This is a genomic window from Chrysiogenia bacterium (assembly GCA_020434085.1).
In the GTDB taxonomy this organism is placed as follows: Bacteria; JAGRBM01; JAGRBM01; order JAGRBM01; family JAGRBM01; genus JAGRBM01.
The window spans coordinates 1-11976 of record JAGRBM010000379.1 but is presented as its reverse complement, the minus strand read 5'-3'; the positions used below and the strand labels follow the sequence as shown (position 1 = coordinate 11976).

The 11976-nt window shown below is 65.8% G+C and carries 10 protein-coding genes; 2 read left to right on the top strand and 8 right to left on the bottom strand.

All coding sequences use genetic code 11. The features are described from left to right. The 8 genes from KDH09_13120 to ppk1 all read right to left on the bottom strand — a co-directional run. Positions 1–1191 (bottom strand): Na+/H+ antiporter subunit D (locus tag KDH09_13120; protein MCB0220635.1); only part of this gene is annotated, 1191 nt, incomplete at its 3' end. Then, a complete protein-coding gene (locus KDH09_13115; GenBank protein ID MCB0220634.1) occupies positions 1188–1607 on the bottom strand; it encodes an NADH-quinone oxidoreductase subunit K in 420 nt (139 codons plus the stop codon). The genes KDH09_13120 and KDH09_13115, both read right to left, overlap by 4 nt. 3 nt (positions 1608–1610) lie before the next feature. After that, complete coding sequence (locus KDH09_13110; protein ID MCB0220633.1) at positions 1611–2063, bottom strand: MnhB domain-containing protein; 453 nt, start codon at positions 2061–2063, stop codon at positions 1611–1613. Then, positions 2060–4318, bottom strand: a complete 2259-nt coding sequence (locus KDH09_13105; protein ID MCB0220632.1) for a DUF4040 domain-containing protein — start codon at positions 4316–4318, stop codon at positions 2060–2062. Before KDH09_13105 ends, KDH09_13110 begins: the two co-directional genes overlap by 4 nt. A gap of 228 nt (positions 4319–4546) precedes the next feature. Further along, positions 4547–5578, bottom strand: a complete 1032-nt coding sequence (locus tag KDH09_13100) for a metal-dependent hydrolase (protein ID MCB0220631.1) — start codon at positions 5576–5578, stop codon at positions 4547–4549. Positions 5579–5687: 109 nt separating this feature from the next. Continuing rightward, positions 5688–6209 carry a hemerythrin domain-containing protein gene (locus KDH09_13095; protein ID MCB0220630.1) on the bottom strand — a complete coding sequence of 174 codons (522 nt, stop codon included), beginning with the start codon at positions 6207–6209 and terminating at the stop codon, positions 5688–5690. Positions 6210–6254: 45 nt separating this feature from the next. After that, positions 6255–6761: a histidine phosphatase family protein gene (locus KDH09_13090; protein ID MCB0220629.1), complete on the bottom strand. Its 507-nt coding sequence runs from the start codon at positions 6759–6761 to the stop codon at positions 6255–6257. Between the two features lie 18 nt (positions 6762–6779). Further along, on the bottom strand, positions 6780–8963 hold the full coding sequence (gene ppk1 / locus KDH09_13085; GenBank protein MCB0220628.1) for a polyphosphate kinase 1: 2184 nt from the start codon (positions 8961–8963) through the stop codon (positions 6780–6782). A gap of 232 nt (positions 8964–9195) precedes the next feature. On the opposite strand from ppk1, the gene KDH09_13080 reads away from it, so the two are divergent. Together KDH09_13080 and KDH09_13075 are read left to right on the top strand one after the other, a co-directional pair. Then, positions 9196–10167: a Ppx/GppA family phosphatase gene (locus KDH09_13080; protein ID MCB0220627.1), complete on the top strand. Its 972-nt coding sequence runs from the start codon at positions 9196–9198 to the stop codon at positions 10165–10167. Positions 10168–10209: 42 nt separating this feature from the next. Continuing rightward, positions 10210–11976: ATP-dependent DNA helicase RecQ (locus KDH09_13075; GenBank protein ID MCB0220626.1), on the top strand; the 1767-nt coding region annotated here is incomplete at its 3' end.

Genomic DNA, 11976 nt, shown 5'->3' with positions numbered 1-11976 from the left:
GTAGGTCGCCTTGAACAGGCCGATTTTTGCAAAGAATCCCGAGAAGGGCGGCAACCCCGCGAGCGAGAAGGCCGCCGTCACAAAAACGAACTTGAGCGCCCAACCCTTCGAGCGCAGGAAATCCATCTCGCGCAGGTCGCGCGTGCCGTTGCGACGCTCGAGCTCATCGCCCACGAAGTAGAGCGTCGCCTTCACCAGGATGTGGTGCGAGAGGTAGAAGATCGCCCCGGCGAGCCCCGTTACCGTGAGCAGGCCGAGCCCAAGGATCATGTATCCCACCTGCGAGACGATGTGGAAGCCCAGCAGGCGGCGGATCTCGTACTGCGCCAGCGCGGCGAGCACGCCCAGCAATGCCGATGCAGCGCCCGCCCAGACCAGCACCTCGGGCAGAATTGTTCCCTGCATCAGCAGCGGCGCGGTGCGCATGAGCGCGTAGACGCCGAGCTTGGTCATCATGCCCGCAAACAGCGCGGCCACCGGGCCGGTCAGCGTCGGATAGGTCGAAGGCAACCAGAAGACGATGGGGAGGATGCCGGCCTTGATGGTGAAGGCCACCACCAGCATGGTGAGCCCGGCGACCTTGAGTCCCTCGTGCGCGTCGCCGATGCGCATGGAGAGATCGGCCATGTTCACCGACCCGCACGCGCCGTAGAGGATTCCAACGCCCGCAAAAAAGAGTGCGGAGGCAATCAGATTGATGGAGATGTTGGCAAAGCCCGCGCGCAGGGAGCGCCTGGTCCCCGGGATCTGCAACAGCATATAGGACGCGAGCAGCACCAGTTCGAACATGACGAAGAGGTTGAACAGGTCGCCCGTCATGAACGCACCCATCAGGCCTTCGGAGAGCATGAACAGGATCGGATAGGCGCGAATCGCCGTGCTCTCGCCGTGGGTCTCTGCGCGCAGCAGCGCGATGGTTACAAAGAGAACGAGCGACTGGAGCAACACGAAGAGCGCCGAGAGCCGGTCCACGGCGAAGACGATGCCAAAGGGCGGCTTCCAGTTGCCCATGGCATGCACGAAGACCTCGCCCCCGGCGGTGGCTTCGATCATCTGCACGGCAATCACGATGAGCACCAGCGACACGGTGAGCGCCGCGGCGCGCGCCTTGCGGTAGCTCGGCGCCCAGAGCCAGAGCCCAAGGCCCGTGATTCCGGGCAGCCCGAAGGCAAGTAGCGGCTGAAGCGTCACTTGGCTTCCTCCGCAGGCGCCGTAACTGCGCTGCTGGAGCGGCCTTCAAGCTCGTCGAGCACTTCCTCGCGGCTGCGGCCCTCGTCGGTAGCGGGCGCAGGCTGCGTGAGCAGCAGCCCCTCGCGCACCGAGGCCACAGCCATGAGCGCGAGCAGGTAAATCGTCACCGCCATGGAGATCACAATTGCGGTCAGCAGCAGCGCCTGCGGGAGCGGATCGGCCACGTTCTCAACGGTGGCCCCGTCCTGCACCAGCGGCGCAACGCGATGCCACCCACCGGTCATCATCACCAGCAGGTTGGCCGCGTGTGTGATGAGCCCCAGGCCCAGCACGGCGCGAAAGAGCGTGCGCCCGAGCAGCAGATACACACCGACCGAAGTCAGCAGAAAAACCGAGATGACGGCAATCGGGCCCATGGCTCAGTCTTTCTCCCCATGGGTGATGCCGAACTCGCGCGGGTGGCGCTCCCAGAGCCAGAGCGCTGCGGCCGTGCCGCCGCCGCCCACCGCGAGCATCACGCCGATGTCGAAGAACAGCGCGGTGTGCCAGTGGTAGGAGAGCCCGAAGAGCAGCGGGATGTCGCCGCTGCGATGGGTGAGCATCGGATCGCCCATGAGCAGCGGGAAAAACACCGTGCAGAAGATGATGATGACGCCGACGACAGCCACGCGCTCGGGCTGGAAGGGAAGGCGCGCGCGCAGCACCTTGGTGCCATAGGCCGCCATGCCCAGGATCCCGGCGACCGAGAGGGCCAGGCCGCCGACGAATCCGCCGCCCGGGGCATGATGGCCCTTGAGCAGCAGGCTCAGCCCCAGCAGCAGGGCCAGCGGAATGATGAGCCGCGCAAGCTGTTCAAGAAGGAAGCTTCTCATCTGGCTTCCTCCCTGGCGGGATCGGGAAGCGGCGCGCTCTTGCCGCGCCGGGTCTCGATTCCCACCATCAGCCCGCCCACGCCCAGCGCGGCGAGCAGCACAACGGTCGTTTCGATGTAGGTATCAAGCCCGCGGAAGTCGACGAGGATCACGTTCACCATGTTCGAGCCCTTGCCGATGGCAGGCGTGGCTTCAAAGAAATACTCGGTCAGGCGAAGACCGGCCGGATTCTCGAAGGCCGTCCACGCCAGCGCCGCGGCCAGCAGGCCGACCAGGCCCGAGACGCCGATGCGCAGCGCATGACCGCCCGCGCTCCAGCCGCCGGTGAGTTCCTTCTCGGGCAGGAAGCGAATCGCCAGCACCATGAACACGGTGGAGAGGACTTCCACCGTCACCTGCGTGAGCATGAGGTCGGGCGCGGCAAGCATTCTGTAAAACATGGCCACCGTGAATCCGATGAGTGAGACGAGCAGGATGCGCGAGAGACGCGCCTTGACCTTGATGATGACCACCAGCGCGACGATCTGGATGCCCAACACCAACAGGCCCGGCGTCCAGAGCTCGCCCGCGCTGGTCATGCTGGAGAGATTCCCCACCAGCGGAAGCGCGCCGGCGAGTCCCATGAGCATCGCCAGCGCGAAGTAGATGCGCGGGTCGGCGTTGGCGAACGCGGCGTTCATTACTTTGCCGAGCTTCTGGCTCCACTCGATGAATGCTTCGAACACGTGCGGCCCGCTCATCACGCCAAAATCCGAGCGCAGCAGGCGAAGCTTCAGGATGAAGTGCACGGCAAAACCGCCGGCGACGATGCCAAGGCTCGTCAGCAGCGCGGGGGTCACCCCGTGCCAGAGCGCCAGATGCGTGTGAGCCTCGCCCTCACCCACTAGCGAGTGCATGAACGGGGTGAGCAGCGCATGGTCGACAAGGCCCGGCATCAGGCCGCCCAGCAGGGTGAGCGCGCCCAGCACGCAGGGACCGATCAGGAAACCGGGACCCGGCGAGTGGGCGTGCGAGGCACTCTTGGAGCGCGGCTCGCCGGTGAAGGTGCCGAGCACGAAGCGCGCGGTGTAACCCACCGTGCCCACCGAGCCGACGACGATGCCAAACAGCGCAAGCCACTGCAGCGCGAGGCCGCTGTGAAGCGCTTCCTCGACAATGAGTTCCTTGGAGAGAAAGCCCGCGACCGGCGGCAGGCCCATCATGGACGCGCCGAGAATTCCGGCTGCGCCGAAGAGCACGGGGACTTTCTTGCCCATCCCGCCGAGCTTTTCGAGAAGCCGCGTGTGGGCGGCATGATCGATGCCGCCGATGCTCAGGAAGAGCCCCGCCTTGAAGATCGCATGGGCGAAGAGATGCAGCGCCGCCGCGCGCACGGCGAGGTCACTTCCAAGGCCCAGCGTGATGACCAGCAGGCCGAGCTGCGAGACGGTCGACCAGGCCATGAGCAGCTTGATGTCGTCCTCACAAAGCGCGCGGTAACTGCCCCACAGGCAGGTGGCCACGCCAAAGGGAATGAGCGCCTGGCTCCACAGGGGACTTGCCCCGCAAATTGGATAGAAGAAGAGCAGCAGGATGACACCAGCCTTCACCATGGTGGCCGAATGCAGGTAGGCCGAGATCGGCGTGGGCGCGGCCATTGCGCCGGGAAGCCAGAAGTGGAACGGCACCTGCGCGGACTTGGTCACCACCGCGGGCAGGATGAGCGCCAGCACGATGGTCTGCGCCATAATCGGCAGCTCCATTGCCGAGAGCGCCGAGAGGCTTGCGCTGTCCCGCGTGATTGCCAGATAGATGAAGGCCACCAGCATCGGCAGGCCGCCGCCGGCGGTGACCAGCAGCGCCTGCTGCGCCGCAGGGAAGGCGTCGTCGCGCTTGTCGGCATCAGTCGCAATGAGGAAGAACGAGCAAAGCCCCGTCAGTTCCCAGAATACAAAGAGCGCGAAGAGATTGTCGGAGAGAACGAGGCCCAGCATCGCGGCCTCGAACAGGGCCAGGGTGCCCACGGCGCGGTTGCCCTTGAGGCTCGGACCGAAGTAGGCGCCGGCGTATTGCAGCACCAGGGCGCCGATGCCGCTCACCAGCGCGGCCAGCGCCAGCGGCGCGAATTCCAGCCGCCAGGCCACCTGGACGTAGACCTCGGGCGCCCAGTCCCACGCCAGCCCTACTCCCCATTTTTTGGCGACCAGCAGGCTGAGCGCGATGACAAAGGAGAGCAGCGACGCGGCGGTTCCCAGCACCGCAGCGGGCTTTCCCATGCGGGGGGCCGCGACGATGACCGCTCCGGCAAGGGCCGGCCCCAGTACCAGGGCACTGGCGAGCTGCGTTTGCGTGGTGAGGTCCAGAATTCTGGTTTCCTTGCTCGGGAATCCCCCGCCCGGGGGTGACGCGTCGGCGCGTTCTTTAGCCCACCGGGGGCCCGGCGCCAACTCTTTGGGTTGCGGGCCGGTTTGCACTCTGATTTCCGACCGGCGGTCGGGAATTTCTCACTCGAAATAGATCGGCCTCGGGCCGTCCTCGAATACGAGCTGAACGATGTGCCGGGTATCGATGGAGCGCTTGCGGCGGTTGTTCACCCACTCCACCGGCCGGTCCCGATCACCGGGTTTGAGGCGCACGCCCCAGATGGGCGAAAATTGCTCGGGCGAAAACGAGTAGCGCAGGTCCCCCACGACGGCCGGATCTTCGGGGTCCTGGGCCACCCAGTCGGCGGCAAACCACTTGATGAGCCGCAGGGCCCGGGCGGTCTCGGGGTTGCTCTGCACCCCGGCCGGCAGGCGCGATGCGTCCAGCGCTGCGCGGGTCTCTCCCTCACTGGCGCGGCCGCGCCCCAGCCAGGGCACGCGGATCTTGTCGGCATAGAGCACCCCGCCCGCTTCATAGACCGAGCGCCAGGTGATGTTGTTGGCAAAGGAGACGAAGACATCGGAGCGCTCGATGGTGTGGCCGCGCTTTGCGGCAAGGCGCTCCTGCACGCTGTGGGCGCGGTAATGCTGCATCCCGCCCAGACTCAGGTAGAGCAGGCACCAGGCCAGCCCTGCGATTGCCGGGCGCGCAAGCTTTCTTCGCGCCGCGATCACCACTGCGGCAATCAGCGGAAACGTGAACATCGGATCGATGACCGAGACGAGCCCCCAGTTCACCCGGTGGTCCGAGAAGGGCCAGAGCAGCAACGTGCCGTAGGTCGTGCAGGCATCGAGTACCCCGTGGGTGGCGTAACCGATGGTCGTCGCGGCAAGGACCTGCCGCCAGTGGGGCCGGTATTTTTTCGGGATGAGCCAGGGCAGCGCGCAGATGAGTCCGCCGATGGGAATGAAAATCAGCGAGTGAGTGAAATGGCGGTGGAAGAGGATCTTGAGAAGCGGGTCCTCGGCGCTGCGAATGAGCACATCGAGGTCGGCTGCCATTCCGCCGGCCGCTCCCATCAGCCACAGGGCCCCGGCGGGAATCTCTTTCCTGCCACCGAGCACGGCCTGCGCCGCCGCGGCGCCAAGGGCGCCCTGGGTTACCGGGTCCATGGCAGGCGATTGAAGCCAACGCAGCCGGCGCGGTCAACGCCCAAGTTCCCTTTGGGACGCCATATATAGGTTACAATCGTCGCGGCAGGCCCTTTCGCTGCGACAGGCTTCAGGGCGCGCGGCGCGCGCGCATTTCGGAGAAGATCTTGCGGCGCAGCGCTTCGTCGAGCACGCCACCCACATGGGGGAAGAGCTCGGCTTCCTCGTAGGCAAGGTGTTTCTCGAACACCTCCGAGAGGCGCCGGGTTGACCCGGCGAGCTGCTCGCGAAGCTCCGGCAGCGATGCGGGCTCATCGATCAGCTTCTTCCACGAGGGAAGCAGCTCGCCGATCAAAGAATGGATCTCCGCGTGTTCGGCGTGCATGCGCTCGGTCTCGCACGCGACTCCCGCGCTCTCCAGCCTCGGCAGCAGCGAGTCGTCCTCGTCCTCGGCATGAAGCGGCAGAGCTTTTTCGAAGTAGCGCGCCACCGATTCGGCCGCCAGGCGCACCGATTCGTCATCTGCGTCGTGGGGGCCGATCATCTTCTGCGCCACGCCGGTGAAGTGCCGGATTCTCGCGTGACAGTCGAGGAGCAGCCCCACCGGATCGGTCGGGTCTTCGCGGTTGTTCTGGAAGGGGTTCATCACCATGTGTGCAACCTAGGCGCACACTGAGCACGGGTCCAGCAGCCTTGCCTAGTCCTCGCCGGCGAGCGCGCGCAGCAGCCGTGGCTCGGCCAGCCAGAGCAGATCGGCGAGCCCCGCGCGAAGGGCCGAGAAATTCAGGCAGGCCACGGCCGCCTTTTTCATGCCGGTCACCGACATGCGCTTGGCGCCGATGGCGGAGGCGAGCACCAGGTCGAGGTTGGGTGCATGGCCCGTGCACATGACGGACCGGCCGTTGTATTTCTCGAGGAAGGCGAAGAGTTCCGAGGGATTGGCCTCCGGCAGGAGGGCTTTGGTGTACACGATGTCTTTGTGAGAGAGCTCGAATGCGTCGGCGACCAGCTCCGCGGTTTCTCCCGCGCGCCGATAAGGGCTGGACACGATGACGTCGGGCGCCGTGATCATGCGGGCGAGCCCCGCGACGGCGGCGGCGGTTCGCTTCACGCCTTTCTCGGTCAGTGGGCGCTTTGCCTCGGGCGGGCATTTGGGGTCGTTGCGGTCTACGGCAATGCCGTGGCGCATGAGATAGAGAAGCATTCGTTCTCCCCGGGAGGCCTACTGCCCCGCTGCGCGCTGGGCCGGTTGTTCCTCGGGAGCCGGTTTTTCAACCAGCCCATCGAGGGCGCCCGAGACCACGCGCTGCTCACGCGCGCGCTCGGAGAGCACAACCTGCGTCTGAATGCGGGGCTCGCCGGCAGGCACCCGGATGTAGGTACCGTCTGGCTGCAACGCTCTCGCCTTCACATTGTCCTGCAGGCAGATGCCCAGCACTTCTTCCATGATGCGCTTGCGCCCGGCCGGGTCTTCAATCGGGAACATCACCTCGACCCGCCGCTGGAAGTTGCGCGGCATCCAGTCGGCCGAGGATGCGTAGATGCGCTGACGTTCGCCCTCACCAAAAACAAAGACACGGCTGTGCTCCAGGAAGCGATCGACGATGCTGATCACCCGGATGTTCTCAGACACCCCGGGCACGCCCGGTCGCAGGCAGCAGATGCCGCGCACGATGAGGTCGATCTGCACGCCCGCCTGGCTCGCCCGATAGAGCGCGCGGATCACCCGCGGGTCCACCAGCGAGTTCATCTTCGCGATGATGCGCGCGGGCTTGCCATCCTGGGCGAAGTCCTCTTCTTCCTTGATCCGGCGCAGGACCTTGTTGTGCAGATCGATGGGCGCCACCGCGAGGCGCTTCCAGTTGGGCGCGTTCGAATAACCCGTCAACAGGTTGAACAGGGCCGAGACGTCCTCGGCGATCTCCTTGCGGCAGGTAAAGAAGGATAGATCGGTATAGAGCTTGGCCGTGTCCGGATTGTAATTGCCCGTGCCCAGGTGCATGTAGCGACGGATGCCCTTGCCCTCGCGGCGTACGATGAGGGTGACCTTGCAATGGGTCTTGAGTCCCACGACGCCGTAAACGACATGCACGCCGTTCTGTTCCAGCGTCTTGGCCCAGGCGATGTTGCGCTCTTCGTCGAAGCGCGCCTTGAGTTCCACGAGCGCGGCGACCTGCTTGCCGTTTTCCGCCGCGCGCGAGAGCGCGCGCACGATGGGCCCGTCGGGACTGGTACGATAGAGCGTCTGCTTGATGGCCAGCACGTCGGGATCGTCTGCGGCCTCTTCCACCAGGCGCGTGACCGGGTCAAAAGAATCGTAGGGGTGGTGCAGCACCACGTCCTGCTGCTGGATGACCGAGAGGACCGACTCGGCGCCGCGAAATTCCCGCGGCATGACCGGCGCGGGAACGTCGAGCTGCAACGAGGCGTTGGGCGCGAGCTTGGGGATGCTCATCAAGTCGGTCAGATCGAGCGGTCCGTCCACGCTGTAGACGTCGGAGTCTTCGAGATTGAGCGCTTCCTGCAAAATGGCGTGCATCTCGTCCGATGCGCTCTGGTTGATTTCCATGCGCACGGCGGCGCCGCGGTCGCGCCGGCGAAGCTCTTCTTCGATCGTGGAGAGCAGGTCTTCGGACTCTTCCTCGTCGAACTCCATGTCCCAGTTGCGGGTCACGCGAAAAACAGCGGTCTCCAGCACGCGGTAACCGGGAAAGAGCCGCCCGGCGTGCATGGCGATGAGCTCGCCGAGCAACACGAAGGACTTGCAGTGCTCGCCCTCGGTGCATTTCGGAGACGGGGGAAGCTCCACCAGACGCGAGAAGATACTGGGCACCTGCACCACGGCAAACGCGGTCTCATTGGGTGAGCGCCCCATGATCGGCTGATCGGGAACGAGCATGACCGCGACATTCAAAGACTTGTTGCGAAGGTGCGGGAACGGGTGACCCGGATCAACGGCCAGCGGCGTGAGCGCCGGGAACGCGGTGTCGCGGAAGAACTCCAGCGCACCCTCGCGCTGCGCGGCGCTCATCCTGTCGGTGGAGACGATCTCCACGCCGCTCTGTTTGAGCGCGGGCAGGACTTCCTCGCGCCAGCAGCGATATTGCTCACTGACCAGATCGTGGCACCGGGCGCTGATTCCGGCGAGCTGTTCCGAAGGCAGCTTCCCATCAGCGGGCGTCTCGGTCACGCCGCTCAGGAACTGCTGCTTGAGACCGGCGACGCGCACCATGAAGAATTCATCGAGGTTGGAGGAAAAAATGCCGAGGAACTTGATGCGCTCATAGAGGGGCAGCTCGGGATCGAGCGCTTCCTCGAGCACGCGGGCATTGAACTCCAGCCACGAGAGTTCGCGGTTGATGTACAATTCGGGTTCGTTGAGGTCTTTCTCGCTCACCAATGACATCCTGGCTGTTTTACGCATTTTTCGAAAATGCTTTCGGGTCCCGGCCCGCATGCCCATCCTAGGGGCGGAAATCGACAAAGGTGTTACAATTCCTACTCAAGAGCCCTATTGTACTTGAATCCAGGGGGTCTGCCCTGACTTTAATCAGGGTTAGAGCCGATTCTGCCTGCCCGGCAGAATCGTGGTCCGCGTTTCCGGCCCCGCCGGAGGCGCCGCAGGGAGAACCAGCAGCGTGAGCGCCACCGCACAGAGCAGCAAGATCTTCGCCGCCATCGACGTGGGCACCAATGCCTCGCGCCTGAAGATGGTCACGCTGCGCCCGGACGGCTCCTTCTCCACGGTCCACAAGTCCCGCGAGGCGATCCGCCCCGGCGAGGGCGTCTTCGAGACCGGCAAGATGGCAAGGCCCGTCGCCGACCGGCTCGTTGAGACGATCGGGGGTTATGCCGCCTTCTGCGAACGCTGGGGCGCGCAGGTCCGTGCCGTCGCAACGAGCGCCATGCGCGAGGCGCGCAACGCCGACAAGGTGCAGGAGCGGATCGAGAAGGAAACCGGCATCCACCTGGAAGTCATCTCCGGCATCGAGGAAGCCGCCCTCATCTGCAAGGGCGTGCTCCACTGGAAGTCCCGTTCCGACGAGTCGATTGTCTTCGACATCGGCGGGGGATCGACGGAGGTCATTCACGCCCGCGGCGACGATCCCATCGATCTCTACAGCCTCAAGCTCGGCACCGTGCGACTGACCGAGCTCTTCAACGCCGCTGACTTCGTGCCAGAAAAGCAGCTCGAGATGATGCGTGAGTATGTGCGCGAGCAAATCGCCGCCAACCTCCCCGGCGAGGGCTGGGACCATCTCACCCACGCCTACGGAAGCTCGGGCACGATCCGCGCGCTCGCCGACTTCACTCCCTGCGAGATGAGCAAGACCGTGCCGGCGGAAGACTTCTCCATCGCCGTCGAAGAGCTCGCCGAGATGACGGCGAAGAAGCGCTACAAGTTCTTTCACGAGCGCCGCGCCGACATCATCGTCGCAGGCGCTGTTGTGCTCGAAGGGCTCATGGAACACCTGGGCGTCGACTACGTCCACGCCGTCAAGCTGGGCCTTCGCGAGGGCATCCTCTTCGAAATGATGCGCGCCGCGCAGCCCACCGAGCTGCAGCTCGAACTGCCGCCCATCGCGCGGGAGCTCGGCAAGGGCAGCTAGCGCCCCCTTGAGTGTCGCCCCCATTCCACCTAGATAGGGGCCATGTCCCCTGCCGCCGAAGCCAGCGCCATCAATGAACAACTCGAAGAAGGGCTCGCCCTCCTTGGCTACGAGCGCTTTCGCCCGGGCCAGCGCGAGGCCGTCGAGACGCTGATCGAGGAGGGCCGCGTCCTGCTGGTGGCGCCCACGGGCGGGGGCAAGTCGCTGACCTACCAGCTCCCGGCGGTCGTGCTGCCGGGGACGACGCTGGTCATTTCGCCGCTCATCGCGCTGATGAACGACCAGGTGCGCGCCCTCGAAGAGCGCGGCATTGCGGCGACCTTCATCGCCTCCACGCTGAGTCCCGACGACATGCGCGAGCGCCTTTCGAACCTGCGCCGCGGCCAGTACAAGATCGTCTACGTCGCGCCAGAGCGCCTTGCCTTCGAGGGCTTTCGCGAGCTGCTCTCGCAGATCGACTGCCCGCTCGTCGCGGTCGATGAGGCCCACTGCATCAGCGAGTGGGGGCACGATTTCCGCCCCGAGTATGCGCAGATCGGCGAGATGCTTGCCCTGGTGCGCGGCAGCCCGCGGGTGATTGCCTGCACCGCGACCGCCACGCCGGTGGTGCGCGACGAGATCGTCGCCAAGCTCGGCCTTGGCACCGACACCCCCCAGCACGTGCGCGGCTTTGCGCGACCCAACCTGCGGCTGCGCGCCGCCGAGGTGAGCGGCAAGGCCGACCGCTGCCGCCGCGTCGATGCGCTGCTGGCCGAGGCGCTCGGCGGCCCGGGCAGCGACCGCGGCGCGGCGATCATCTATTCGCCCACGCGCCGCATGGCCGAGGAAGAGGCCCAGCGCCTCATCGACGCCGGGTGGAAGGCGGGCAGCTACCACGCCGGGCTCTCGCCCAATCTTCGCGAGAGCGTGCAGCGCGGATTCTCCAACGGAAGCCTCGAAGTCATCGCCGCGACAAACGCGTTCGGCATGGGCATCGATCGCTCCGACGTGCGCGCGGTCATTCACCTGGGGCCGCCCGGATCGATCGAGGCCTACTACCAGGAAGTCGGTCGCGCCGGGCGCGACGGGCGCGACGCGTGGGGCCTCATGCTCAGCGCGCCCAACGACATGCCGCGCCGGCGAAGACTGCTGGAGTCCGACATGGACGGGCGCGCGCCCGACCCGCGCGTCATCGAGCACAAGTGGAACCTCTTTCTCGAACTCATGCGCTGGGCCGAGGGCGGAAGCTGCCGCCACGATGCGATCCTCCGCTACTTCGGTGACGAGGCCGAAGCGCTCGGCGGCTGCGGGCGCTGCGATGTGTGCGAGTCGCTCGACCAGACCGAGCAGGATGCCGAAGAGGTCAGCCTCCTGGTCCGCAAGGCGCTCTCGGGCGTGGCGCGCGTGCAGCACAAGTTCGGCCTCAACGCCGCCGCCAAGCTCGTGCGCGGCGCGAAGGACGAGCGGCTCCAGCGCGCGGGCCTCGACCAGCTCAGCACCTACGGCATTCTCAAGGAACACTCCGAGGACTGGCTTACCCGCCTGCTGCGTCGCTGCGTGACCGCCGGCTGGGTGGGCTTTACCGGCGGCGAGCACCCGCTGGTGTTTCTTACCGAGGAAGGCATCACCGTGATGAAAGGCGAGCGCCCTGCCCGCCTCGTGCTGCCGCCGGCGCACCGGCCCGAAGCCTCCGAGAGCCGCATGGCGCGAAAGCGCAAGGTCGTGGCCTCTGCCGAGTTCTCTCCCGATGCCAAGCGCCTCTTCGACGAGCTGCGCGCCTGGCGCCTCCAGCTCTCCAAGGACGAGGGGGTTCCACCCTACGTCATCGCC

What these genes read in the sequence shown, in the direction of transcription:
- KDH09_13115 (MCB0220634.1), bottom strand. Translation starts at nt 1,607, where the DNA reads ATGGGCCCGATTGCCGTCATCTCGGTTTTTCTGCTGACTTCGGTCGGT.
- KDH09_13110 (MCB0220633.1), bottom strand. Translation starts at nt 2,063, where the DNA reads ATGAGAAGCTTCCTTCTTGAACAGCTTGCGCGGCTCATCATTCCGCTG.
- KDH09_13105 (MCB0220632.1), bottom strand. Translation starts at nt 4,318, where the DNA reads ATGGGAAAGCCCGCTGCGGTGCTGGGAACCGCCGCGTCGCTGCTCTCC.
- KDH09_13100 (MCB0220631.1), bottom strand. Translation starts at nt 5,578, where the DNA reads ATGGACCCGGTAACCCAGGGCGCCCTTGGCGCCGCGGCGGCGCAGGCC.
- KDH09_13095 (MCB0220630.1), bottom strand. Translation starts at nt 6,209, where the DNA reads ATGGTGATGAACCCCTTCCAGAACAACCGCGAAGACCCGACCGATCCG.
- KDH09_13090 (MCB0220629.1), bottom strand. Translation starts at nt 6,761, where the DNA reads ATGCTTCTCTATCTCATGCGCCACGGCATTGCCGTAGACCGCAACGAC.
- ppk1 (MCB0220628.1), bottom strand. Translation starts at nt 8,963, where the DNA reads ATGTCATTGGTGAGCGAGAAAGACCTCAACGAACCCGAATTGTACATC.